Below are 25,790 nucleotides of genomic sequence, written 5' to 3' on the forward strand. Positions count from 1 at the left end.
CCGCCTTCTGACGACGAGGGAAATCATGATCCAGCTGCAGACCATTCCTGCGCCACGTACCTTCACCGATGTGGCTCCGGTGTCGCTTACCGATGCCACCCTGCTTGAGCGCAAAAATAAAGTGCTGGCCCGCATCAACGAGGCGGGCTATGACGCCCTGGTGATCTATGCCGACAAAGAACACGGCAGCAACTTTGAGTACCTGACCGGGTTTGTGCCGCGTTTTGAGGAGGGTCTGCTGGTTCTGGAAAAGAGCGGCGCGGCGACGGCGATCCTCGGCAATGAAAATCTGAAGATGGCCCGCCATTCCCGCATTCCGGTTACCCTCAGACACTGCCCGTTCTTCTCGCTGCCCAATCAGCCGATGGATAATGAAATCTCGCTGGAGTCGCTGTTTCGCGAAGCGGGTCTGCATGCGCATGACCGAATCGGAGTGGTGGGCTGGAAGATGTTTACCGCAGCCGGGGCGGATAACAGGCAGCTTTTCGATCTGCCTTATTTAATCGTCGAGGCGCTGAAAAACAGCACCGATGCGACCCTTGAGAACGCCGCGCACCTGTTTATCGGCGGCGAAAACGGCGCCCGCATCACCAACAACGAGAATGAAATCGCGCATTATGAATATGGCGCGAACCTGGCCTCGACCTGCATCCTGAACGCCATGGACGCGGTGGAGCCGGGGATGCGCGAAACTGAGCTGGGGGCGCTGCTGGCGGCAGAGGGCCAGTATCAGACGGTGGTGACCATTGCCGCCGCCGGACAGCGTTTTGAGAAGGCAAACTTCTACCCCACCTATAAAAAGCTGGAGCGCGGGCAGCCGCTGTCGATGACCACCGGCTTTAAGGGTGGGCTGTCCAGCCGGACCGGGTTTGTGATTGCTGACGAGAGCGAGCTGCCGGACAGCCAGAAAGATTATCTGGATCGGGTGGCGAAACCCTATTTTGCCGCCGTCGCCAGCTGGCTTGAGCAGATTAAAATCGGCATGCCGGGCGGCGAGCTGTATGCCCATATCGAACAGGTGCTCAATAAAGCGCAATATGGCTGGCATCTTAATCCCGGGCACCTTAGCGCCGACGAGGAGTGGATGTCCTCCCCCATCTACCCGGGCTCTGCCGAGACGTTAAAAAGCGGCATGATCCTGCAACTCGATATCATCCCCTCTGTTCCCGGCTATACCGGCGTGAGCGCCGAGGAGAGCGTCGCCCTGGCGGACCAGGCCTTGCAGGAGAAAATTCAGACGGCGTACCCGGCGCTGTGGGCGCGGATTACCAGCCGCCGGGCGTACATTCGCGAGGTGTTAAACATCAATCTTGCGGATGAGGTGATCCCGCTCTCGAATACGGTGGGTTATCTTCGTCCATTCCTGCTGGCGAAGGAGATGGCGTTTACCTGTTAAAGTTTGTTAGTGCCACTTTATAGGCCCGGCAAGCGTAGCGCAGCCGGGCCTTTCAGGGCGACAAACCTTACTGCAATGCTGCAAGAATGCGGTACGCTGCCTTGACCCGCTCGCTGTTGGGGTAACTTTTATTCGCCAGCATCACAATGCCGAGGTTCTTCTCAGGTATAAAGGCGATGTAGCTGCCGAATCCGCCGGTCGAGCCGGTTTTGTGTACCCATGAGGCTTGCACCGGCGGCTGTGGAGGCGCGATAGCGGTGGCCTCGCGGGCGGCCAGGGCATATTTATTATCGGCCCCCTGCTCCAGCGTCCGGGAGGAGACCGGCCAGTTGAGCATCTCCCAGCCCAGCCCCTGATACATATCCCCTACCTGCCAGTAGCGTGACTGGGCAATCTCCACCCCTTTTTTCAGCGATGCGTCTTTAATGCTGTCCGGTTGCAGGTTGGCCTGTAGCCAGCCTGCCATATCCACGATGGAGGTTTTTACCCCGTAGGCTTCGGCATCGAGCATCCCTGGCGAGACGTGCACCGCCTTACCGTCCCGGTAGCCCCAGGCATAGTTCGCTTTTTCGCTTGCCGGTACGGTCACCCAGGTGTGGCTCAGCTTCAACGGCTCCAGCACCCGGCGGGTGAGTGCCTGCTCGAAACTCATCTTTGAGGGCTTGACCGCCAGGGCGCCAAACAGGCCAATACTGGCGTTGGCGTAGAGGCGTTTAGTACCCGGCGTCCACGCTGGCTGCCAGGTCTGATAGTACGTTTGCAGCGCTGCGGCATCGGTCACGTTCTCCGGCACCTGGAGCGGGAGTCCCCCTGCGGTGTAGGTCGCCAGATGCAGGAGGCTGATGCCCTGCCACTGCTTGCCTGACAGCGCGGGCCAGTACTTGCTGGCCGGATCGTTGAGGGCAATCTCCCCGCGCGCCACCGCATCGCCGCCGAGCACCCCGGTAAAGGTTTTGCTCACCGAGCCAAGCTCAAACAGGGTTTGCCTGGTGACGGGCTTTTTCCCGGCGACATCCGCCAGACCTTGGGTGAAGAAATAGGTCTGGCCCTTGTAGATGACCGCAACGGCCATGCCCGGGATCGTCTGGTCGTTCATCAGCGCGGTAAGGGTGGGTTTCACCGCCTCCGCGACCTGCGCCTCCTCCGGGGAAGTGGCCAGAGCAGAACCGGACAGGCAAACGAGGAGCGTACAGAGCAGGGATTTTTTCATCGTTATGATCTTTAGCGAAAAGTGAGAGCGCTATTTTGCAGGCCTGACGGGAAGATGTAAAACGGGCCCCCGTGAACCGACGCCCGTTCGCAGGGCTAGTTATACTCCAGCGCAAAGGTGGCAGTGGTGTTTGCCCACCCCGCTGTCACGGTCGGGTCGGTCTGTACCAGCTGGGCAACAAAGTGGAAAGGCTGGGCGCTGGCCGCATTTGTCGCGGTCACCTGTCCCAGACCCGGCAGGTTTCCGGCCTCGTTGATGTGCAGGGCGGTGCCAGCGACCGGCGCACTGGCACCATTATTGCCGTAGCTCAGCCTGACTCCCACGCCGCTGGCGCTCGACGGCGACGGGGTAATGGCCAGCGTATCGGTTACGCCGGTGGCGGCTGGGGTGCCGAAAAAGCCAATTTTGATCTGCGCTGGCTGCGAACAATAGACTGGAATGGTCAATGTCTTCGCCGTCCCCGCCGTCTGCCCCACTCCTTTAAAATCGGCGCGGTTAACCTTGCCTAAATCGACAAAAATGGTCGGAGTCGTGACATTACAACTGCCCACCGCACCGATATCCACGTTCATCGCCGTCAGGTCGGCGCTGATGGGCGTGCCGGTTGTGCCTGAGCCGGGAAGGTCGACATAGAGTTTACCGACCGCCCCCAACGGCGAGGCGTTGGTGTGGTTGCCGCTGACCAGGCTGACGTTGCCGGTTTTAAAGAAGGTGATAAACGCCTTCACCACGATATGTTCCTGGTGCAGCAGCGCGGGGTTCTCGCTGCTGTTACAGACCTCCGTCTCATGCATACCGGAGCCATCCAGGTAGTGGATCGGCCCGCCGTTACACTGAAAGCCCAGGGCATAGCCGATACCCGGAATGGCCGACTCAAACACCATTCGGCCATTGATGAAGGTCTCATTCCCGGTGCGCTCCTGTTCATATTTCACCGCTATCGCCCCGGCCTGCCGGGCCTCCTGATCGCAGCTGAAACGAAACCCGCTGCCGCTGTCGGCCATGATGCTGGTCATCTGGGTGTTGTTACGCAGCGAAGGCAGGTATTTGATGTTCTGAACGTTAATCGTCATCTGACCGGTATCGCCATTGCAGGCCGCCGCCCATACGCCAGGGCTGAACAGCCCTGCGACCGTCAGAAGTAAACAGACTAACCGCATGGTTAATATCCTCATTGTGATAAACAGGCTGCCTGAATACGCTTCACCGCATCCGGCTGGTCGGCGGCGATGTGGAAAGGCAGCGTGCAGCGGTGGGCCTCCCCTTTGTCATTCCAGTTCACCTCCAGGGTACCGGTATCCGGAATACCGCTCAGGTAGACCGTTCCGCCGTCGGCCACCATGCCGGTGGCGGCGTTGCGATCGCCAGCCAGCTGGGCGCTGGCGCCAAACGGCACTGGCCCCGAACGGTCATGCAGGATAAACAGCACGCGATGGCCGATATGGGTCCGGAAGTTTGCCTCGACCACCGCCCCACCGCCGGGGATCACCGTCGCGCCGGACTGTTCGACGTCGGTGTCGCTGGTCATCGATTCGGTATCAAGGGTAATGACGTTTTTGCGCCAGGCCGTCAGCGCAGGCACCACCGCGTAACCCCGCCAGTCGGTATGAACGTTGCTGCCGTTCTGAACAGCCACGTTGACCGCTCCCGGCGCACGCACGATGGCAAAGCTGTCGCCCAGACTCTGCCCCAATGTGATGCCATGCGGATGCGCGACGATGGAGCCCGACGCCCCCCAGGTGAGCTGGCTGCTGTCGCGATCGTGCCGATAACCCAGCTGGGCCTGACCATAGCCGCCGTGGTAGTCGAGGGATGCGCCGCTGTTACTCCCCTGCCCCTGGCTGGCGTAGCCCTGTTGCACGGCGTAGTAGAGATTCGGGCTCTTCGGCACCGAGCCATACATCGACACCTGGTGCGAGGTATAGCCGCGATTATCCGACGAGGTGGTGTAGCTCACCGAACTGCTGGCAAGCGAACCCCCCAGCGGAATGGTGATATTGAAGGACCAGGAGCGATCGGGATTATTGTGTCCGCTGGACTGGGTGTAGTAGTAGCCCAGCCCCCAGGAGATCCCTTTCCAGGCGCTGTAAAAACCGGCATGGAGCGTTTTGTCGCTGCTCTGGTTGTGCCAGTAATCCTGAACGTAAGCGGACAACGACAGGTTACCCATCTCGCCGAGGGTCTGGCTGATGGCAATCTCTTCCCGGGTGCGTTTGTTATCCACCAGCCCGTAACGTTGCTCCAGCCTCATCGCCTCACTGAAGTCGTAAAACCCGCTGGAGGAGTAGCGGTAGCTGGCGAGGCTGAACGAGGTGCCCACCCGGGCAAAACTTTTCTGATACTGCGCCCGCAGGGTGTGGCCGCGGTAGCGCTTGCCGGAAGGGGTTGTGGTGCCCGCCAGCGTCACGTCGGTGCCAAGCGAGCCCAGCTCCCCTAAGCTATGCCCCACCCCGAGGGCCAGCGCGTGATAATCGTCGGCCAGTTGCGTGCCACCAAAAAGGGTAAAGGCTGCCGGTAAACCGTAAAACAGCGTGCTCTGGATAAACGCCGGGGTGCGGCTCTGATCCTTGCCTGCGTGAAAGCGCCCGGCGCTGAGGCTGTATTTTATCCGCTCCTCCCGCAGCATAAACGGCACCGACGAGAACGGCTGGGTAAAGGTGCGCTCCGAACCGTCGCTCTCCTTCACGTTGACCTCCAGGTCGCCGCTCTGCGCGGTCGGGTAGAGATCCTTAATGGCAAACGCTCCCGGGGAGACGTAGGTTTCGTATATCACATAGCCATGCTGGGAGATGGTCACTTTGGCGTTACTGTGGGCCACGCCGCGGATCACCGGGGCAAAACCGCGCTGGCTGTCCGGGAGCATCTCTTCATTTGACATCAGCTGGACGCCGCGAAACTGCACGCTGTCAAACACCTCCCCGCTGGTGTAGGTATCCCCAATCCGCAGCTGGCTTTTCAGCGGGGCGACGTCCCGTTGCAGGTATGTACTGAGCGACTGCCAGCGCCGGGTGGAGTCATACTGCATGGATGAGGTATTGCGCAACCGCCACGGCCCGAGGTTCACCCCGCTGCGCAGGTTGAGAAAGGTGGAGCGACCGTTATGGGTGGATTGCCCGGTTTGCGCGCCGGAGAGCGTGTAGTCGACAAACGCCGCCGGTATCCCCTCATCCCAGCGTGCGGGATCAATATCCCCCTCGCGCTGAACATTCATTGCCGCCTGGGGAATACTCAGGTTCAGCCGCTGGGTCGGGAAGTCGAACCGGCTGCTGGCGTCGGGGATGTACTGGTCGATACGGGTGAAGGTCTCCCCGTCGTGCAGACGTTCAAATGAGGAGAACGCGCTGACATTGACGCCATATTCCGCCAGCTGGGCCGCCGTCAGCACCGGCGCAAGGGTACCATTCTCCTCCACGAAGGTAATGTTGCCTTCACTGACCTGCTGGTCATTGACCCAGATGGTGACCGGCCAGGTGCCGGGCTGCTGCCCGCCCGCGGTGGCAAAATAGTGCAGATCGGCAGTTTTTTGCTGCGGTGAGCTCAGCTCCAGCGCCGCCGGATCGAAGTAATCTTCTGCCCGCACCATCCCGGGCCTCGAGAGCATCAACAGCGCAGTGGGGAGCGTTGCCAGCAGTAACGCACCGTCGCGGCGTGAAGTGTTCGTTTTCACCCTCGCCCCCGGTTACTGCTGCGCGGCGTCAGTGATACCGCCAGAGTCGTTAATGGCGCGCCACGTCACCTGCCCGGTGCCGACACCCGTCCACGTCTGGCTGCTCTGAGGCGCGATCATGCCCGGTTCGGGGATCGCTTTGCCGCCAACCGTCAGGCTGTAGAGGGAGACATAAAACGGCGTCGGGTTATGCGCCACCAGCCGGTTACCCTGCCGGGTAAAGGTCAGTTTCTGCCAGGCATCTTTAGCCTCGCCCAGCCCTTTTGGCCGCCAGAAGAGCTTGAACTTCGATTTCACGTTGATCTGGAGCTTGTTGGACGCCGCTTTTTGCGTTGGGGCGATGTTTTTCACGCACAGCCAGTACACTGACTCCCGGTCTGTGGGTAATGCGCCGCCGGTAAAGCTTATCCGCAGGACGTTCTCCTGCTCAGGATCGAGGCGAAAGAGCGGCGGCGTAACCACAAAAGGTACCGGGCGTTTATCGTCTGCGGCCTGGTTTTCCACCCACGACTGCACCAGGTAGGGAACGCGGGTATCCATGTTCGTCACCGTAATGGTGGCTTCGCGTTTTCCTTCCTCATAGATCACGCGAGTTCCGCCCATCACTACCCCGGCCTGCGCGGTGGCGCAGACCAGAAGAAAAGCGGTCATCACAGCGGCAAGAAGCTGTTTCATCGTGCAGGTACCATTGGACAAAAAAGAGAATGAACAGGCGCAGGGCCTGCTCATGCGGGGATCAGTTGTAAACCATCAGGAAGTTTGCAACGCCATTAGCCGCACCCGGGGTAACGGTCTTCTCTGTAGAGACGTAGTCGGCGGAAAAGGGCACCGTGGCTTTACCGGAAGCAACCGGAACACTTGCTGAAACCGTCCCCAGGGCAACCTGAGAGCTGGATACGCCGTTGTTATACAATTTGATACCCACACCTTTCGCCCCACCGGCCACCGCCAGCAGGGTGGCATCAAGGGCATCTTTTTGACCATCGAACAGCACGGCAACCGTCGTCACCGACGCCGGACAGTTATCTACCTCAATTTTGAAAGGGGTTTTGGTCGTTTCGGTGCCCGCTGCGGTGAAATAGCTTGCGCCCCATTTCCCCAGGTCCACCTGCACGTCTTTGCTTTTGGTGGTGATATTGCAGGAGGCGTCGACGATTTCACCGCTGAACTCCACAATCCCGCCGGTGTTTTGCGTACCCGCGGCAGCACCCGGATTCGTGGTCATATTATTGGAAAATGCGGCACCAGAGGCCAGCGTGCCCGCCAGAATTGCAGCTACGCGAAATTGATTCTTCATTATTACGCTCAACTTGACTTGTTATTCATGATGACGTTGACCGATGCCCTCCGGTCCTAAAACTCATCCCTTCTGCGTTTCCCTTTAAATTAAAATGCCTCTCCCGGCTAACCAGAGGGCATTATTCCCCTGATTAATCGCCCTTTATTTAAAAATAAACTGCGTTTAATCCACCTACGCGCATAAAAATGATATTTCCCGTATCACTAAAAAACAACCGGGTATCTGCTGCGCAAAATAGCCGCCCCGGCAATGTTGACATGTCAACATTGACATCATTGATTAATCTTAATATTTTTGTATTTTCTTGCACTGCAATGGTGAGAAATGGCTACATAAAAATAACATTCAGCCCTATAAAATGACTATCTTTGCAATTATACCCAAGAGGAAAAATAGCAGTGAAATTAATATTAAGATAAATCTTATAACGAGCCAATAAATAAAAAAACCGAATACCAATGTTTACATTAAAATACCAATGCAGACAACTGGAGTTTTATTTAAAATCCCCTGACCAGGGTTTAAAATAAAACCTGCACCATGTTTTACTGTTATTATCTGGCGCAACGATAAAGCCGCCCATGTCACGGTGCGCATCGTGACACCCCCGTCAGATACTCACGGCCCCCCACTCGCCGGAACAGCAAAAAAGTGAAAGTGTTTGTCGATTTTCTGATGGCGCATCTTTCAGCAACGTCGCAAAGTGAATAGCGTAATCATTAAAGCGTTGCGTCTGACGCAACGGACTTTTGCATAAACGGCAGGTTCAGTTATCGTTATCTCTGCGTTATGTTGATGAATATATAAGGGTAAAAATCGCCCTCCCCTGTTTCTAACGCTGCAATCTGGAGTGACATGTATGTCTCAACCCAAGCTGTTTACACCGTTACGTATCCGCAATCTTGAACTCGACAATCGCATCGTGATCGCCCCCATGTGTCAGTATTCTGCCGAAGAGGGCTGCATGAATGACTGGCATACCCTTCACCTGGGGCAACTGGCCTTTTCCGGCGCGGGTCTGCTCACCATTGAGGCGGCAGCCGTCTCCCCGGAAGGCCGCATTACCTACGCTGACGTCGGGCTCTACGATGACAAAACCGAGGAAGCGATGGGCCGGGTGCTGGACACCCTGCGTAAGTGGTCCGATATTCCTGTTGGCATCCAGCTGGCCCACGCGGGCAGAAAAGCGTCAACACACAAGCCGTGGGATCATCGGGGACAGCAAATTCCACCCGACCAGCAAGGGGGCTGGCAGACGTTGGCCCCTTCTGCAGTGCCTTACAACGAGGGCTATGTCCCGCCAACCGCTCTCGACAGCGAGGGCTTAGCCGAAATCCGCAACCAGTTCGCTGAGGCCGCAAAACGTGCTGCCAGACTGAATATCGATCTGATCCAGATCCACGCCGCTCACGGCTATCTGCTCCATCAGTTTTTATCGCCACTCTCTAATCAGCGCACGGATAATTACGGCGGTTCACTGGAAAACAGAGCCCGGTTCCCAGTGGAAATTGTCGACGCGGTGCGGGAAGCCTTCCCGGCGGAGAGAGCCATCAGCGTGCGTATCTCCGGGACGGACTGGGTGGAAGGCGGATTCAACCTTGAAGAAGCGGTTGAGTTCTCCAGAATGCTGGAAGCGCGTGGCGTTGACGTGATCCACGTCTCCAGCGGCGGTCTGCATCCGGATCAGAAGATTGAGGTCTATCCTGGCTATCAGGTGCCGCTGGCAAGGGCGGTGAAAGCTGCGGTAAATATTCCGGTGGTGGCGGTGGGATTAATCACCGAGCCCGAGCATGCGGAATCTATCGTAGCCAGCGGGGATGCAGATTTTATTGCCATCGCCCGCGGCGCGCTCTATAACCCGCGCTGGCCATGGCATGCGGCAGCGGCGCTGGGCGCCCAGGTCCATGCGCCGGAACAGTATCTGCGTTGCCAGCCGCACACCCTGAAGAATCTGTTTAAGTCCTGATGTTTCGGATACCCGTGGCATCACGGGTATCCTTCCCCGCCTAGAAGCAGGATCATTTACAACTCGCTAACCTAGTCACAATTTCTTAACTTTCCCCGCGCTTCTCTTGACTGTTTCTGTATCAATCGTAAAACTCTTGAAAAAGTAAAACGTTTTACTTTTTCATAAAACTGTCGCGGTATTCATGCTTTTTCCGTGATTTTCAGTGGGTTAAACGCTACTGGGATACATCATGAAACACGTAGAAGAGTTCGATAGTACGCTGGCCGGTGTAGGTGTTACGCCTGAGCCAGGCCAAACAGAAATTTCATCGCTGGCAAGGGGGGCGATAAAAAAAGCCAAATTTCGGCTGATGCCCCTGATACTGCTGATGTATCTGCTTGCGTTTATAGATCGCTCAAATATCGGCATGGCCGCGTTAACCATGAATCAATCCCTGGGGTTAACGCCTGAACATTTTGGGTTTGCTGTGGGGATATTTTCCTTCGGTTATATCCTGTTTGAAATTCCCAGCAATGTGCTGCTGGAACGATACGGTGCACGCTTCTGGTTAGCCCGAATCATGATCACATGGGGCATTATTTCCATGGCGATGGCGTTTGCACAAGGCGTGGTGACGCTTAGTATCCTGCGCTTTTTACTGGGCGTGGCCGAGGCGGGGCTGGCGCCAGGTATTGTTTTCTATCTCACAACCTGGTTTCCCAAAAAGGAGCTGGCTAAGGTCTTCTCCATTTACTATTTAGGGGTTCCGCTGGCTGCTATTATCGCCAATCCGATCTCGGGTTATATTCTCGATAATTTTCATAATGTTGGGGGGCTGGAGAGTTGGCAGTGGCTATTTTTAATTGAAGGCTGCCCGCCTGTCATCTTATCCGTTGTGGTTTTTCTTTATCTTACCGATAAACCGTCTAAAGCGTCCTGGCTTAAACCCGAAGAGCGTCAGGCTTATCAGGATCTGATGGAAAAAGACCAGGAGGCGACCTTGTCCGCCGGACACTCCGGTTTCAGGGAAATGATCAAAGACCGACGGGTCTGGCTGCTGGGGATGGCCTATTTCTTTACCGTCATTGGTCTCACAGGCCTCGGTTTCTGGATGCCGCAGTTCATCAAGCGCTTCGATTACTCTGATACTGTTGTCGGCATGCTGGGCACGATTCCCTATATCGCAGGCGCGGTGGTGATGTGTTGGTGGTCGAATCACTCTGATAAAACCAATGAGCGAACCTGGCATTTTATTCTTCCATCGCTGCTCTTTTCTGTCGGATTTGTGGTCGCCGCTATCAGCGACTCACCCGTGATATCCATGGTGGGGTTAACGCTTTCGACGGTGGGTATGCTGTCATGCGTGCCGACGTTTTATACCCTTCCAGCATCCTTTCTTACCAGCCGAGGCTGTGCCGGTGGCATGGCACTGATTAACTCAATTGGCAATATTGGTGGGTTCTTCGGGCCCTTCCTGGTTGGCCTCGTTATCTCGATTTCCGGTAAATCACAGAGCGGTCTCTATCTGTTAGCTGTCCTGGTTTTGTTCTCGCCGTTGCTGATTTATCTCATGAGCAGAAATCGCCGTCAGATTGCTGGCTGGCGTTAATCCATCCCCCTTAAAGGAGTAGAAAATGAACTTAGCAGCATTGTTAGCTGAGCGTGCCTGTGCCGCAAAATCGGGTTCAGCACAGCCTGTTCGTGTGGGCATTATCGGCGCCGGCAAATTTGGTTCGATGGTACTTGCCCAACTGCGGCACCTGGAAGGGCTGCATGTGGTGGCCGTTGCAGACCTGGATGTCCAGAAAGCCCGTGCTGCCCTGGCGCGTGTGGGATGGCCAGAATCGCAGTATCAGGCGCATAACATCGAAGCAGCTTTACGCGAAGGCACAACCTGCGTCGTTGAGGATGCAGAACAGCTGATCCGGTGTGAGCAAATCCACTGCATAGTTGAAGCGACGGGACATCCTCTGGCCGGCACGCGTCACGCTCTCCATGCGGTCGAAAATGGAAAACACGTGGTGATGGTAAATGTGGAAGCCGACGTGTTGTGCGGGCCTTTGATAGCGGAACGTGCGCGCCAGAACGGGGTGATTTACAGCATGGCTTATGGTGATCAACCGGCGATCATTTGTGAACTGGTTGACTGGGCTAAAGCCTGTGGCTTTGAAATCGTTGCCGCAGGTAAAGGGATGAATTACGAACCGCGATACCGCTACTCCACACCGGATACCGTCTGGGGATTCTTTGGCTGGTCTGACGAAGAAGTTGCTGCCGGGGACTTTAACCCAAAAATGTACAACTCGTTTACCGATGGTACCAAAGCGGCCATTGAGATGGCGGCTGTCGCCAACGCAACCGGATTAGACTGTCCCGATAACGGACTGGAATTTCCCCCTGCCGGGGTGCATGACCTGGCGCGGGTCTTCTCTCCGGCATCTGATGGCGGGCGCCTGGGCCGCAGTGGGCTTGTGGATATCGCAGCCAGTCAGGAGCCTGACGGACGTGAGGTGCTTAACAATATCCGCTATGGCGTTTTCGTGACATTTAAAGCCCGGGATGAATACAGCCGGGCCTGTTTCAAACAGTACGGATTACTGACCGACCCAAGCGGCTGGTACGCGTCGATGTGGCGCCCTTTCCATCTGATTGGTCTGGAAACCAGCATCAGTATTCTCTCCGCGGTATTACGAGGAGAAGCTACCGGGACAGCATTAAGTTTCCGGGGCGATGCGGTTGCAACGGCAAAACGCGATCTCAAAGCGGGTGAGATGCTGGATGGTGAAGGTGGGTTTACTGTCTGGGCCAACGCCTTGCCAGCCAGCATCAGTGTGGCACAAGATTTCTTGCCAATGGGGCTGGCCCATCATGTCCGACTGGTGAAGGATGTCGCAAAAGATAAGGCGATTCGTTTCTCCGATGTTCATTTTGACAACAATCTGGACATCGTCGAATTACGCAAGCAAATGGTCAATCTTGCGGGATTATAAACAGGGTGATACCCGCAACGGCTACTGTTGCGGGTATATCAGGAGGACAAATGAAAAGCGAAATGCGTATTGGCTTGTTGGGTACGGGGTTGATGGGACAACCTGTGGCGCGTCGACTTGTCGCAGCCGGATATCCGGTCACGGTATGGAACAGGTCGCAAGAAAAAGCGCTACAACTGGCAAGCGCTGGCGTAAAGATTGAACAATCTGCTTCGCAGTTACTGGCTGACAGTGAGCTCATCATCTGTTTGTTAAGCGATGCAACGGCGTGCGATGAGGTGATATTCAATCACGACGCACTTCAGTACATTGGTCCAGATACAATCATCCTCATGATGAGTACCCTGTCGCCGGATATTGTGGTTGAGCAAGCACGTAAGGCCCATAGTGTTCAGGCCCACTATGTCGATATCCCTGTTTCCGGCGGAACAACAGGCGCAGAGAAAGGTTCATTATCCTTAATGGCGGGAGGAGACAGGCAGCTCATTGATAGCCTTCGTCCTTTGCTATCACACCTGGGGAAAGTCACGCATGTCGGAGAAGTTGGAGCCGGTCAGCTCACCAAACTTGCAAACCAGATTATTGTCGCCGGAACCTTAAGTTTATTGTCGGAAGCTTTTACTCTCGCGCAACGCGGCGGCGCCGATCCAGAAAAAGTGCGCGAAGCCCTACTCGGCGGGTTTGCAGATTCCACATTGTTGCAACACCAGGGCGAACGCATGGTTAAAGGGGACTTTAAAGCTCGGGGCGCTGCAAAGTGGCAGCTTAAAGATACGCGCAGTGCGGTGTCACTGGCGAAGCAGCTTAATTTGACCCTACCGTTAACAGAAACAGTGAATCAACTCTTCAGCCAGATGATTGATGCCGGAGAGGGTGACCTGGATCATTGCGCCATTATTAAGCAAATCCAGCGTTTAAATAAGGTGGCTATTTAATCCTGGAAACACTTTCTCTTTTAACTAATATGCTATCCAGTTCGCAGGGTTTTTGCTGTTCACCGGATAAACTCAACAGTGCTTTACTGGCCAGTTCTTCAAGAGGATGTTTAATAACGCTAATGGACGGGCTCAGCAGGCGACTCCAGTGACTGTCATGATAAACGATGACGGAAAGGTCATCGGGCACAGCCAATTTTAGCTCGCGGATCCGCGACATGATGACCGGTGCGATTGACGTATTGCCAATAATGATTGCTGTCGGTGGTTCTGCTAGCGACAGCAATTCATCAAGCGACTGGCTGGCGAGCGGATCGCGAAAATTCTTTACTGCGATAAGCTGTTTGTTACATTCAATTCCCTGCGCCTGCAGGCCTTTCTTGTAACCTTCCAGTCTTTGCAAAGAAGTGGATGTATTGAGGGGCCCACTTATCCACCCAATACGCCGATGGCCTTGCTCGACCAGATAAGAGGTCGCCTGGCGAGCAGAGGTTTCATTGTTAAAACCAATAACACTGGCGCCTGTAAAATCCTCCAGATAGCGATCGATAAACACGATCGCTATTCCCATATTGCTGATCGATTGCCACATATCCTTGTTAGCGCTTGTCGGCGTTGCGATGATGGCTTTGACCCGCTTTTGCATCAACATTTCCAGGCTTTCCCGCTCAAGCAAGGGATCTTCCTGCGTCGTGACCAGGATGACGTTCATCGCCATTTCGCGAGCGCGCCGTACAATGAGATCCGAAATTTCAGAGAAAAAGTCATTACTGATGTCGGCCACAACCAAGCCGAGGGTATTGTTCAGGTTTGTCTTGAGTTCACGCGCGGCGCTCTGCGGGGTGTAACTTAGGGTTTGCATGGCAGCGATAATCCGCTGCCGGGTACGTTCGGAAACTGAACCGGTTCCGGGATTCAATACACGGGAGACAACACCGATTGATACTTCGGCTAAAGCAGCGACATCTTTGATGGTGCTTTTCTTTTTATCATTCAATGTAGCACTTAGCCTCAGGTCCGCAGAGTAGATAATTTTATGTTAGATCAATCATGTTTCGATGAAAATGATGTTAGCGGCAAAATCACGTATCGATAAAATTTATGACAGCGCTTACCTTCAACCAGGGAAATAAGTTGCGCAAAAGACGTCAACATTTGCTGAAAAAGCACAAACGCAAAAAACCCTGCGATATTGCTATCGCAGGGTTTTTAAATTTGGCGGAAGCGTAGAGATTCGAACTCTAGAACCCTTTCGGGTCGCCGGTTTTCAAGACCGGTGCCTTCAACCGCTCGGCCACGCTTCCAGAGTGAGGCGCACTATAAACATCTCTGGAGGTTATGTAAAGCAAAAAATTCAGGAAATTGAATGTGTTCGCCTTTTGTACAACCCCGCGCGCATCATCTTCTGCTGACGACCGTCAAATTCCAGACAAGAAAAAATCGCCAGACTCATCAGAAGCAGCTATTGTCTTTTATTCAGAACTGGTATGACCACTCAACCAAGGTTTACCTATGTATTCGATAATAATACCGACAAATGAAGGCGACTCTCTCGCTGCCACGCTTTGGGAGAGAGAAGATGCCCGCGCGCTGGTGATCCTTCATCCCGCGACAGCGGTTGTACAGGAATTTTATCAGCGTTTCGCTGAGTATCTTTACGAGTATGGATTCAGTGTCATGACGTATGACTATCGGGGGGTAGGTCGCTCTAAATCAGTCATGCTCCGCAGCTGTAGCGTCTCCATGTCAGACTGGATGGAGCAGGATGTGGGTTGCATCACGGCCTGGGCCAGGTCACGTTTCCCCGATCTTAGCCTGCTGGCGGTTGGGCACAGCGTGGGTGGGCACGCCGTTCTGCTGTCGACGGCTACCCGGCATCTTCAGGCTGCGGCCATTGTGGCATCCCACGCCGGGGTCACCCGTTCTATAAAACAGACGGCGGAAAAAGTGCGCGTCTGGTGCTTGCTGCGCGTTCTCGGTCCATTCCTCTGCCGTATATTTGGTTATATGCCGGCAAAACGCCTCGGGTTGGGAGAAGACTTACCGGCGCCTGCATGCTGCAGTGGGGACGCTGGAGTGCCATGCCGGGTTACTTCTACGACGATCCTGACTGGGATGCGCGTCGAAGAGCGGCTGAGGTCAGGCTCCCTCTGATGGTTATGGGGTTTGATGACGATCCGTGGGCTAATCCTGAGGCCATTACGCGCCTGATAGAGCCGGTCAAAAACGCAAAAATTGACCGCCGGGAGATCCGTCATGCGGATTTTGGCCTGCCCAGCGTGGGGCATATGGGTTTTTTCCGCACGCGCTGTGCGGAAACATTATGGCCCATTGTCGGGCAATGGTTGATGAGTCAGTGCCCGGATTGAGCGAGCAGTGAATATAAAAAGGGGCCCGCAGGCCCCACTATGATGACATTGCGCGTGGAGGAATTATTCAGGCAACGCGTAAACCACAACCTGGTCGCCTACCTGATCCTTCAGGATAGTGTTTCCGCCCGCGACAAACGCCACATACTGACGGCCTTTGTACTCATAGACCGACGGGTTTGCCACAGCCGGGGCTTCAACCTGATCGGACCATAGCTCTTCACCGCTTTCCACGGAATAAGCGCGTACTTTGGCATCCATAGAGGCACCGATGAAGATCACGCCACCCGCGGTGATAGCCGGGCCGCCGATGGTTGGGGAGCCCCAGCTTTCCGGCATAAAGAAGCCGTACTGCTGCGAGGCGCCAACCGGACGACGCCACTTCACGTCGCCCGTATGCATATCCAGCGCGACGATCTCACCAAACGGCGGTTTCCAGCACGGCATGCCCAGCCAGTTATTGGCGACCAGCAGACGCATGCCGTAAGGCGCGCCTTCCTGCGGTGCAAAGCCGCTCTCGTTACCGGCGGTTTTATCGGCTTTATCGTAATCTTCGCGGCTGTAGAGCTTCACGTACTGCACGATATGCGAGGTGTTGACGATAGCGATCTGCTTATTCGGATCGAACGCCACCCCGCCCCACTGCACGCCACCGGCGCTGTCCGGATAGGTGAGCGCCCCCTCGCCTTTGGCGGTAGGCGGTGTGTACATCCCTTCATAGGTCAGGTTATCCCACAGGCGGGAGCATTGACCGGCACCCACCATATCGGCCAGCTTCCAGATCTCCGGCTTTTTCGACTGATCGAGCAGCGGCGCAGGCTTGGTCGGGAACGGCTGGGTTGGCGAAAGTTTTTCCCCTTGCACCGAACCGTCGCCCTGCGGCACCGGACGCTCTTCGATAGGCCAGACGTCCTCCCCCGTCAGGCGGTTAACCACAAACAGGAAGCCCTGCTTGGTCGCCTGTACCAGGGCCGGGATCTGCTTGCCGTCTACAGTGATATCCATCAGCGTTGGCGCGGAGTTGATATCGTAATCCCACACGTCGTGATGCACCCACTGGCGGGACCAGACCACTTTACCGGTATTGATATCCAGCGCGGTTGTCGAGGTGCCAAGCGGGATCGCATCTACACGGTTACCGCCCCAGTAGTTAGGCGACGGAGAGGAGACCGGCAGATAAACCAGGCCGTTGGCCTCGTCGGCAGACATGTGCGTCCAGACGTTGGCCGTCCCGGTGCGCTGGCGAATCTCTTCCGGGATCGCCTCGAAGGACCATTCTCGCTCGCCGGTCTGGGCATTGATAGAAAATACGGTGCCCGGAGGGGCTTCTGCATAAGCCCAGTCTTTACCGGCCCAGCCCACCAGCAGGTGGTTACCTACCACCGTTGGTGGTTGCAGGATGGAGAGCGGGAATTTGGCGTTAACGGTGTTCCACTGATTCACATCCAGCACGCCGTTGTCCGCAAAACCGGTGCAGGGTTTGCCTGAATCGGCATCCAGCGCAAAGAGCTTGCCGTCCACGGTGCCCATATAGACGATCTTCTGGCAGGCTTCACCGGCGACTGGCTCTTTGGCCTGCCAGTAGGAGACGCCGCGGTTTTTCAGCACTGGCTGGGTTAGCGCTTTACGCGAAGACTTCGTGTCGTAGTGCCACTTCTCTTTCCCGGTGCCCGGATCCAGCGCAATCAGGCGATCGAAAGGGGTACCGATATAGAGCGTCTCGTTAGCAAAAATGGGCGTTGCTGACCAGACGGTTGCAGGGGTGTCGCCTTTACCATCCGACACATCGCCGGTATGGAACTCCCAGATTTTGGTCAATTTACCGACGTTCTCCGCCGTGATCTGGGTCAACGGGCTGTATTTCTGCGCGTTAAGCTGTCCGTGGAAGCTATCCCAGGTGGCGGCAGAGGGCACCAGCGGGGTCGCTGGTTGCTCAGCCGAAGCCACTTTTTGTCCCTCGCTCTGCCCGGTAGAGGCTTCATCGGTGGTTTTGGTGGTTCCCGGCGCCTGTTGATCCGCTGCATCTACGTTGAGCTGTTCTTGCGTTCCCTGAGAGGCCTCAGTGGCTTTATCCTGCGCCTGCACAGAGAGTGGCGCGATCAGCAGCGCCAGCGCCGTCATGCTGACTTTCATGAAGGGGTGATGTTTATCGTTATACACGGGTGGGACTCCTCAGGCTCTGACGCGGGTATTGTAGTGGACGGGCTTGCTGCTCAGCATAATCAGACCGATCAGGCCGACCACCATCGCTGCAGTAATGATGTACTGGTGCAGCAGCGCGGCGGCGAACCCAATACCAATGAGTACCACGAGGGTGACGATAATCAGAAAGATACGCGCCCCACGGCCAGATGCGGCACGTAACATCAAGGTCAGTACCGCCAGTACCGCGCTGGCAATGGCGACGCCCAGCGCACCGATGGTATCGGTAACGCCGGTAAGGGGCGTCAGCCAGGCGTATAACGCCACCGCGACGCCAATGACCGCAGCCAGCAACAGCAATATCGTGCCAGCGCGGGAGGATTGAGAATGTAACATACCAGGAACTCCCCCTATCAAAACAAAAATTAACCAATAAATCAGGCTCGTGGATTTATGCGGCTGCGACTTGCATGGGCAATAGCGAAAAACTCAGGCAGTAAGAAAAACAGCGGCATAGATCACTAAACGTAACTGAGTATAGAAGAAGGATTTTAAAGGGGGCGTGCAAACACGGCATAGGCGCGTAGTTGGGCATAAAAAATGCCGCCTGAGGAGGCGGCATAGTGATGTTAACGAACCAGATGCAGGAAGTGGAGATGCTTTTCGTACTGGTCGAGAATATCGTTGATCAGCTGCTCCTGGTTCCAGCTCATCACGTCGTAATTCTGTCCCCCTTCTTTGAGGTAGACTTCCGCACGATAGTATCGGTGTTGCTCTGCCTGCTGTTCGTCGTTGTCTATCGCCGACAGAGCAAAGGTCGGAGAGTTATAGCCCCGCAGCCTCACCTCATAGAGGAAGTTCAGCTCGTTGCCTAAGTCCACCTCAAGACGAATACGATCGTCGGAGGCATCGCTGATTCGGCTCACCGTGCCCTGCTTGCTCAACTCCTCCTGCACGAGGATCATCGCCGGTTTGATGACCTCATCCATAAAGCGTTTCACCAGCGATCGTTTTGGCAGATAGGCAATATTGCGTAAACGACGCTGCCACGGAATAGGATTGCGGGCCGCGGTGGGCGCAATGGTCGCCATGCTCAGGCTCTCGCGTTTGGTTAAATCCCGACGCAGCGCTTTGAGCAGCCCGTAGATGGAAATCAGCAGGATGATGGAAAACGGTAACGCGCTGGCGATGGTGACTGTTTGCAGCGCGCTTAACCCACCCGCGAGCAGCAGCGCAATCGCCACCACGCCCATCAGCGCAGCCCAGAAAATACGCTGCCAGACGGGGGTATTGGCCTCGCCGCCGGATGCCAGCGTATCCACCACCATCGCCCCGGAATCAGCCGAGGTGACAAAGAAGACGATGACCATCGCCATGGCGATAAACGACAGCACAGACGAGAACGGGAAGTGCTCAAGGAAGTTGAAGAGCGCCAGCGCAACGTCCTGCTGCACCGTATTCGCCAGATCGGTTGCCCCCTCGCGCATAATAAGATTGATCGCGCTGTTGCCGAAGACGGTCATCCACATCAGCGTAAAGCCCGCCGGAACAAAGAGCACCCCGGTGACGAATTCACGGATGGTTCTGCCGCGGGAGACGCGGGCGATAAACATCCCGACAAACGGTGACCAGGAGAGCCACCAGCCCCAGTAGAGCAGCGTCCAGCCACCCAGCCAGTTGCTTGATTTCGGCTCGTAGGCGTAAAGATTGAACGTCTTACTCACCAGCTCGGAGAGATAGCCGCCGGTGTTTTCCACGAAGGATTTCAGCAGCAGCACGGTTGGCCCCAGGCACAGTACCAGCGCCAGCAGCAGTAACGCCAGCCCCAGGTTAAGCTCGGACAGGATACGAATGCCTTTATCGAGCCCGGAGACCACGGAAATTGTCGCCAACCCGGTGATGACCACGATTAGGATAACCTGCACCGTTTCGTTGATGGGCACCCCAAAGAGATGATTGAGCCCGGCGTTAACCTGGAGCACGCCATAACCCAGCGAGGTCGCCACCCCAAAAACGGTACCGATAACGGCAAAAATATCAACGGCATGGCCTATCGGACCATGAATTTTGTCGCCAATAATGGGATAAAGCGCCGAGCGCAACGTCAGAGGCAGGCCGTGCCGGTAGCTGAAAAAGGCCAGGATCAGCGCAACAATGGCGTAGATAGCCCATGCATGAAGCCCCCAGTGGAAGAAGGTCAGCCGCATCGCCTCTTTCGCGGCGGTGATGGTCTCGGGCGTGCCTACCGGTGGAGAAAGGTAGTGCATAACCGGCTCGGCCACGCCGAAGAACATCAGGCCGATCCCCATACCCGCTGAAAAGAGCATGGCAAACCAGGAGTGATAGCTGAAATCGGGCTGGGCATGATCGGGGCCAAGTTTGATATCGCCGTAGCGCGACAACCCCAGGAACGTCACGCTGAGTAAGATCAGCGCGACCGCCAGGATGTAGAACCAGCTGGCATTGGTGAATATCTGCTGCTGCAGCAGTTTAAAATTTTTGTCGGCTACGTCAGGAAAAATTGCTGCAAAAGCAACGAGAAGGAAAATTAACAAAGCAGATGTATAGAATACCGCTTTGTTAATCTTGCTTTCAGACTTCTGGGGGGTGGTGTTGTTTTCACTCATATTTTATCTATTCCATTAATCCGGATGTGAGGAATCACCTCTTTGAGGTTAGCAAATTTACGCTGCTTATGCAGGTGCTGATGGCATTGTCATCGGGTTATCTCCTTGTGTTTACTGGGTTTAATTTATTGAGATCGGGTTTTTAGTTGACTGACATAATGTCATCGGACAGGTAAAACGACAAAAGAAAAAGCCCCGCGATATTGCTATCGCAGGGCTTATCTAATCTGGCGGAAGCGCAGAGATTCGAACTCTGGAACCCTTTCGGGTCGCCGGTTTTCAAGACCGGTGCCTTCAACCGCTCGGCCACACTTCCAGAATGAGGCGAACTATAAACACCTCCTTGCGCCCTGTAAAGCGTGCCCGCGATCGTTCGCCTGAAAAATAGTCAAAATGCGTTTAATCGGTTGAATAGCCAACATCCTGACCATTTTATCAGCACAAAATCACGCGCTGACCGCTCAATGTTTTTTGATATACATATCCTTGGTGAAGTAGTACCCCAGCTTATCCGGCGTAAATCCGCCCACCCACGGCTTCACCAGATGGGTACGCACGTAGTGATAGACCGGGATCGCTGGGACATCCCGCGCCAGCAGATCTTCTGCCTGCTGGTAGTACGTACCGCGCTCGGCAGTGGTTTTCGCTTTCGCGGCATTTGCCAGCGCCTCGTCATAGGCGGCATTACTGTACTGGCTGGTGTTCTGACTGTCACCGGTACGGAAGTTATTCAGGAATGTCGCCGCATCGTCGAAATCGGCGATCCAGGCGTAGCGCACCGCGTCAAAATTGTGGGTATGCATGGTGTCCAGCATCGTTTTCCACTCCTGGTTTTGCAGCTTCGCCTCTACGCCGAGGTTTTTCTTCCACATCGAGCTGACGGCAATGGCAATCCGCTGGTGGGATTCCGAGGTGTTATACAGGAGGTTAAAGCTGAGCGGGTGACCGTCGTTAAAGCCTGCTTCGTTCAGCAGTTTTTTCGCTTCGGCGATGCGTTTATCCATCGGCCAGCTGGCGTAATCCGGATTTTTCAGTTTCACCCCGCCGATATCCTGCTGGCTAATCACCCAGGCCGGACGCTGCCCCTGCCCCAGTACCTTCCCGGCAATAATCTCTTTATCCAGCGCCAGGTTCAGCGCCTTGCGCACGCGCGGATCGTTAAACGGCAGACGGGAGGTATTGAACTGGTAGTAGTAGGTTGCCAGCTGCGGGGAAACATCCACCTCTTTGCCCAGCGTTTTTTGCAGCTGCGCGAACTGGTTGATAGGCAGTGTATAAGCGATATCGATTTCACCCGCCCTGTAGCGGTTCACGTCGGCGGCTTCGGAGGTGATGGGCAGATAAGTCACCTTGTTGATCACCGTATGGGCATTGTCCCAGTAGCGCGGGTTGCGCTCGGCGACAATCCGCTCGTTGACCACCCACTGCTTGAGGGTATAGGCCCCGCTGCCAACAAAGTGTTCCGGCCTGGACCATTTATCGCCGTAGCGACCAATCAGGACCTTATCCACCGGCACCAGCGACGGGTGCGCCAGCATGGCAAGAAATGCCGCGTTGGGCTGATCCAGCGTCACTTCCAGGGTGGTGTCGTTCAGCGCCTTCACCCCCAGGGTATCAGGGGCTTTTTTCCCCTCGGCGATATCAGCGGCGTTGACCATATGCATATTGCCGGGGAAGCTGGCATACGGCGAGACGGTTTTGGGGTCCACCAGCCGCTGCCAGCTCCAGACTACGTCCTGGGCTGTAATCGCTGTACCGTCGCTCCAGGTAATGCCCGGGCGGAGATGGAAGGTCCAGACGGTGTTGTCTTTGTTCTCCCATTTCTCGGCCAGCCGCGGCTGGATCTCACCTTGCGGCGAGACGCTCACCAGCCCGTCGAATATATCGCTGATAATATTGAATTCGACATCGCTTTCAACTTTATGCGGATCGAGCGATGCCGGCTCATTGCCATTATTCCTGACCAGTTCCTGCTTCTCTGCCAGCTCTGTTCCTGCCGGTACACTGGCGGCGAACGCCGTTGTGCTTGCGCACAGGATGCCTGCCGTCAGTAAAGAGAGCGTAAATGTTGCTTGTGATGAGGGTTTCATGTCCTTCGCCTTATTGTTTCGTTTTGTCGACGCAAAATAACTCTTAGCGTTGAGTCAGGAATAAGGCAATATATTTCAGTGACCTATAAGAGCTTGATCTGATTAATCCTGACAAACCGGGGTTCGTGCTGCATTGCACAGGTTATGGAACATTTCATGCTGCCTCAATACCTAAGATGCTGAGTAAAGATGGGTAAAACCATTTTATAACCGGCGCGTCGTTTTCTATTCTTGCCGTCAATTACATCTGTCATAAGAGAGTGACTCATGGATCGTATTATTAGTTCTTCACGCGACCGCACATCGCTACTCAGCACCCACAAGGTGCTGCGCAACACCTACTTTATGCTCAGCCTGACGCTGGCCTTCTCCGCGCTGACGGCCACCGCCAGCACCGTGCTGATGCTGCCATCGCCGGGGCTGATCCTGACCCTGGTCGGTATGTATGGTCTGATGTTCCTGACCTACAAAACGGCTAACAAGCCGGTAGGTATTTTGTCGGCGTTCGCCTTCACCGGTTTCCTGGGCTACATCCTGGGGCCAATGCTTAACACCTACCTGTCTGCCGGTATGGGCGATCTGATCGGCCTGGCGCTGGGCGGTACCGCGCTGGTCTTCTTCTGCTGCTCTGCCTACGTGCTGACCACCCGCAAAGACATGTCCTTCCTCGGCGGTATGCTGATGGCGGGCATCGTGGTGGTGCTGATCGGTATGGTGGCGAATATCTTCCTGCAGCTGCCAGCCCTGCACCTGGCTATCAGCGCGGTGTTCATCCTGATCTCCTCTGGGGCGATCCTGATGGAAACCAGCAACATCATTCATGGCGGTGAGACGAACTACATCCGCGCTACCGTGAGCCTGTATGTGTCGCTGTACAACATCTTCGTCAGCCTGTTGAGCATCCTGGGCTTCGCCAGCCGCGATTAACCGACAGTGCTCTGTAACAAGCCCCGCTTATGCGGGGCTTTCTTTTTTGGTAAACTGTCGCGGTTTTCGATAATTCCGTGATGATTATGCTGAACTTTGAAGGTAAAGAGATTGAGACCGATAGCGAAGGCTATCTGAAAGAGACCAGCCAGTGGAGCGAAGGGCTGGCGGCGATTATCGCCGAAAAAGAGTCTATTGCCCTGACGCCAGAGCACTGGGAAGTGGTGCGCTTTGTGCGCGACTTCTATCTGGAATTTAACACCTCGCCCGCCATCCGCATGCTGGTGAAAGCGATGGCCAATAAGTATGGCGAGGAGAAAGGCAACAGCCGCTACCTCTATCGTCTGTTCCCGAAAGGCCCGGCAAAACAGGCGACCAAAATCGCCGGTCTGCCTAAGCCCGTGAAGTGCATTTAATAGCGAATACCGAAGTTCACGTATTCCCGGCCGGGTTGATGCGGTTCTGACAGAACCTTTTCAACCCGAGCAATGCGCGGCCCGCCCGCCTTAAGCCAGGCGAGCAGTTTATCGACCTGTTCCGCCTCGCCGCAGGCCACCACTTCGACGCTGCCGTCATCCATATTACGCGCGTAACCGGTCAGCCCCAGCTCCGTGGCTTCTCGCTGCGTGCTGTAACGAAAGCCCACACCCTGAACCGTGCCGTGAACCCACGCGATGATGCAGACATTTGCCATACTCCCTCCCCTTATCCATGCCTGACCTGAACCCAAAGAATAGCAAATTATGGCTACAGGTTTAGCGTAGCGTTTTGGGTAAACAGCCGTAATGCTGGCGGAAACGGGCCGTAAAACGCGAGCTGGACAGGTACCCGCACTGCATGGCGATCTCGCCGATGGGCAGGCGGGTCGACTGTAGCTGCGAAAGTGCCACCGCCATACGCACCTCCTCCACAATCTGGCGAAAACTTTGCGACTCTTCCCGCAAGCGTCGGCGCAAGGTGGGTACGCTTACGGCCAGACGGCTGGCGATCTCCTGCGCGGTCCATGCCTTACCGGGCGACACCATGATGAAATGTCGCACCTGCTCGGTAAGATTGATATTTCTCTCGATAAGCAGCGGCCCGGCCACCCCATCATGCAGCAGCGCCAGCAGGAGCCCGAAGGCCTGATGCTTTTGCAACTCTTCCGGAAAACCGTGCCGCACCGCATGCAGCAGATTGCCCCACATAAAGGCCAGCCCTTCGCTGAGCGGAGCACACAGCGAGTCCGTTCTGGCGCGCGGCCAGGATTGCAGGTAGCGCGTTTTAAACTCGGCGATAATGTCGGGGGATAACAGCAGCAGATCGGAATGAAACAGCTCCTGCGCGGGCTGGTTAATGATCTCCATGGGGGTGTTCGCCGGAATAATGATTAGCTCATCCGGCGTCGCCACCAAGCGCCGCTCCTCCTGAATAATCACCTTGCTGCCGTGTGTAATATGGCAAATGGCCGGGTAAAAAAGCTTTACGTGGTGCAGGCGATGCATCTTGCTGGCATTGACCTCAGCCGCTGTCAGATGATTATGTTGAAAATGAAAATCCTGCACCGGACCACCTTTTATCGTGCGTATGTTGCGGTTAATTGCGCTTTCGCCAGTACGTGGCTGTTGAGCATGAAGCCGACCAGCGCGCCGCTGGCATTACTGTCGATGGGCAGTTTATCCACATTGAGCGCCCAGACGGTGAACTGATAGGGGTGCGGTTTATCCCCTTCCGGCGGACACGCCCCACCGAAGCCAGCATACCCGAAATCATTCCGCCCCTGCACCGCCCCTGCGGGTAATTTATCGCTGTTCGTTTTTCCGGCGCCAGCGGGCAGGCTCAGCGTTTGCGCAGGAAGATTGACCAGGGTCCAGTGCCACCAGCCGCTGCCGGTGGGGGCGGCAGGATCGTAGGCCGTGATGGCAAAACTTTTTGTGCCCGCCGGGGGATGCTGCCAGGCCAGTTGTGGCGAGGCATTCCCTCCCTTGCAGCCAAAGCCAGTAAAAACCTGCTGTTGCGTTAAGGGGTGGCCGTCGGCGATATCCTGACTGCTGAGACTAAACGGCAATGCCGCAGACGCAGTAAAATTGATTGTCGCCAGCGTCATGGCGGCGATGGTAATGTGCTTTTTCATTGTGGTTTCCTTTTGCTGAACCGGAAACCTCACTCTAAAGCTCACAACGAATTCATAATGTGCCTGAGCGATTTTA

Annotated in this window: 21 protein-coding genes, 2 tRNA genes and 1 pseudogene; 8 read left to right on the top strand and 16 right to left on the bottom strand. The window is 55.6% G+C overall.

Annotated features, from left to right (window positions below; genetic code table 11):
* Positions 1–25 precede the first annotated feature (25 nt).
* Entirely contained in the window at positions 26–1,396 is a 1,371-nt protein-coding gene (locus DVA43_RS09690) for a Xaa-Pro peptidase family protein (protein WP_114315402.1), read from the top strand.
* Between the two features lie 67 nt (positions 1,397–1,463).
* On the opposite strand, the gene ampC is transcribed toward DVA43_RS09690, so the two are convergent.
* The 6 genes from ampC to DVA43_RS25255 all read right to left on the bottom strand — a co-directional run bounded on the left by ampC (position 1,464) and on the right by DVA43_RS25255 (position 8,170).
* Positions 1,464–2,606 (bottom strand): CMY2/MIR/ACT/EC family class C beta-lactamase, encoded by a 1,143-nt coding sequence (ampC, locus tag DVA43_RS09695; protein ID WP_114315403.1) that lies wholly within the window; start codon positions 2,604–2,606, stop codon positions 1,464–1,466.
* 95 nt (positions 2,607–2,701) lie between these two features.
* Complete coding sequence (locus tag DVA43_RS09700) at positions 2,702–3,766, bottom strand: fimbrial protein (RefSeq protein ID WP_114315404.1); 1,065 nt, start codon at positions 3,764–3,766, stop codon at positions 2,702–2,704.
* 11 nt (positions 3,767–3,777) lie between these two features.
* The gene (locus DVA43_RS09705) at positions 3,778–6,207 is read right to left on the bottom strand and encodes a fimbria/pilus outer membrane usher protein (RefSeq protein WP_114317115.1); all 2,430 of its coding nucleotides are present in this window, start codon (positions 6,205–6,207) and stop codon (positions 3,778–3,780) included.
* Between the two features lie 78 nt (positions 6,208–6,285).
* Positions 6,286–6,948, bottom strand: coding sequence for a molecular chaperone (locus tag DVA43_RS09710; protein WP_114315405.1), 663 nt, complete (start codon positions 6,946–6,948; stop codon positions 6,286–6,288).
* Between the two features lie 61 nt (positions 6,949–7,009).
* The gene (locus tag DVA43_RS09715; protein ID WP_114315406.1) at positions 7,010–7,570 is read right to left on the bottom strand and encodes a fimbrial protein; all 561 of its coding nucleotides are present in this window, start codon (positions 7,568–7,570) and stop codon (positions 7,010–7,012) included.
* 465 nt (positions 7,571–8,035) lie between these two features.
* Positions 8,036–8,170: a hypothetical protein gene (locus DVA43_RS25255; RefSeq protein WP_256387106.1), complete on the bottom strand. Its 135-nt coding sequence runs from the start codon at positions 8,168–8,170 to the stop codon at positions 8,036–8,038.
* Between the two features lie 262 nt (positions 8,171–8,432).
* Between DVA43_RS25255 and DVA43_RS09720 the strand changes: the two genes are divergently transcribed.
* The 4 genes from DVA43_RS09720 (at position 8,433) to DVA43_RS09735 (ending at position 13,446) form a co-directional block, all read left to right on the top strand.
* Positions 8,433–9,539, top strand: a complete 1,107-nt coding sequence (locus DVA43_RS09720; RefSeq protein ID WP_114315407.1) for an NADH:flavin oxidoreductase/NADH oxidase — start codon at positions 8,433–8,435, stop codon at positions 9,537–9,539.
* A gap of 232 nt (positions 9,540–9,771) precedes the next feature.
* Positions 9,772–11,130: an MFS transporter gene (locus DVA43_RS09725; protein WP_103823328.1), complete on the top strand. Its 1,359-nt coding sequence runs from the start codon at positions 9,772–9,774 to the stop codon at positions 11,128–11,130.
* 25 nt (positions 11,131–11,155) lie between these two features.
* Entirely contained in the window at positions 11,156–12,511 is a 1,356-nt protein-coding gene (locus DVA43_RS09730; RefSeq protein ID WP_114315408.1) for an NAD(P)H-dependent oxidoreductase, read from the top strand.
* A gap of 50 nt (positions 12,512–12,561) precedes the next feature.
* Positions 12,562–13,446, top strand: a complete 885-nt coding sequence (locus tag DVA43_RS09735) for an NAD(P)-dependent oxidoreductase (RefSeq protein WP_114315409.1) — start codon at positions 12,562–12,564, stop codon at positions 13,444–13,446.
* Here the strand turns inward: DVA43_RS09735 and DVA43_RS09740 are convergent.
* Together DVA43_RS09740 and DVA43_RS09745 are read right to left on the bottom strand one after the other, a co-directional pair.
* A complete protein-coding gene (locus tag DVA43_RS09740) occupies positions 13,439–14,443 on the bottom strand; it encodes a substrate-binding domain-containing protein (protein WP_114315410.1) in 1,005 nt (334 codons plus the stop codon). The genes DVA43_RS09735 and DVA43_RS09740 overlap by 8 nt on opposite strands.
* Positions 14,444–14,662: 219 nt before the next feature.
* A tRNA-Ser gene (locus tag DVA43_RS09745) sits at positions 14,663–14,750 on the bottom strand.
* 208 nt (positions 14,751–14,958) lie between these two features.
* Here DVA43_RS09745 and DVA43_RS09750 point away from each other — a divergent pair.
* Positions 14,959–15,815: pseudogene (locus DVA43_RS09750) on the top strand (alpha/beta fold hydrolase).
* A 63-nt stretch (positions 15,816–15,878) separates the two neighbouring features.
* Here DVA43_RS09750 and DVA43_RS09755 read toward each other — a convergent pair.
* From DVA43_RS09755 to DVA43_RS09775, 5 genes are all read right to left on the bottom strand, one after another.
* Complete coding sequence (locus DVA43_RS09755; RefSeq protein ID WP_114315411.1) at positions 15,879–17,975, bottom strand: pyrroloquinoline quinone-dependent dehydrogenase; 2,097 nt, start codon at positions 17,973–17,975, stop codon at positions 15,879–15,881.
* 12 nt (positions 17,976–17,987) lie between these two features.
* Complete coding sequence (locus DVA43_RS09760; protein ID WP_114315412.1) at positions 17,988–18,353, bottom strand: hypothetical protein; 366 nt, start codon at positions 18,351–18,353, stop codon at positions 17,988–17,990.
* 233 nt (positions 18,354–18,586) lie between these two features.
* Positions 18,587–20,584: a choline BCCT transporter BetT gene (locus DVA43_RS09765; RefSeq protein ID WP_114315413.1), complete on the bottom strand. Its 1,998-nt coding sequence runs from the start codon at positions 20,582–20,584 to the stop codon at positions 18,587–18,589.
* Positions 20,585–20,812: 228 nt separating this feature from the next.
* Positions 20,813–20,900: transfer RNA gene (locus DVA43_RS09770), tRNA-Ser, on the bottom strand.
* Positions 20,901–21,045: 145 nt separating this feature from the next.
* Entirely contained in the window at positions 21,046–22,674 is a 1,629-nt protein-coding gene (locus DVA43_RS09775) for an ABC transporter substrate-binding protein (protein ID WP_114315414.1), read from the bottom strand.
* A gap of 267 nt (positions 22,675–22,941) precedes the next feature.
* Here DVA43_RS09775 and yccA point away from each other — a divergent pair, with 267 nt between their 5' ends.
* Both yccA and tusE read left to right on the top strand, forming a co-directional pair.
* A complete protein-coding gene (gene yccA, locus DVA43_RS09780) occupies positions 22,942–23,601 on the top strand; it encodes an FtsH protease modulator YccA (RefSeq protein WP_103823337.1) in 660 nt (219 codons plus the stop codon).
* An 86-nt stretch (positions 23,602–23,687) separates the two neighbouring features.
* Positions 23,688–24,017 carry a sulfurtransferase TusE gene (tusE, locus tag DVA43_RS09785; RefSeq protein ID WP_103823605.1) on the top strand — a complete coding sequence of 110 codons (330 nt, stop codon included), beginning with the start codon at positions 23,688–23,690 and terminating at the stop codon, positions 24,015–24,017.
* Here the strand turns inward: tusE and yccX are convergent.
* The 3 genes from yccX to DVA43_RS09800 form a co-directional block, all read right to left on the bottom strand.
* Positions 24,014–24,295 carry an acylphosphatase gene (yccX, locus tag DVA43_RS09790; protein WP_103823338.1) on the bottom strand — a complete coding sequence of 94 codons (282 nt, stop codon included), beginning with the start codon at positions 24,293–24,295 and terminating at the stop codon, positions 24,014–24,016. The genes tusE and yccX overlap by 4 nt on opposite strands.
* A gap of 61 nt (positions 24,296–24,356) precedes the next feature.
* Positions 24,357–25,085: a helix-turn-helix transcriptional regulator gene (locus DVA43_RS09795; protein ID WP_371413869.1), complete on the bottom strand. Its 729-nt coding sequence runs from the start codon at positions 25,083–25,085 to the stop codon at positions 24,357–24,359.
* 71 nt (positions 25,086–25,156) lie between these two features.
* Positions 25,157–25,714 (bottom strand): kinase inhibitor, encoded by a 558-nt coding sequence (locus DVA43_RS09800; RefSeq protein WP_114315416.1) that lies wholly within the window; start codon positions 25,712–25,714, stop codon positions 25,157–25,159.
* Positions 25,715–25,790 lie beyond the last annotated feature (76 nt).

This window comes from Leclercia sp. W6 (genome assembly GCF_003336345.1).
Lineage (GTDB): Bacteria > Pseudomonadota > Gammaproteobacteria > Enterobacterales > Enterobacteriaceae > Enterobacter.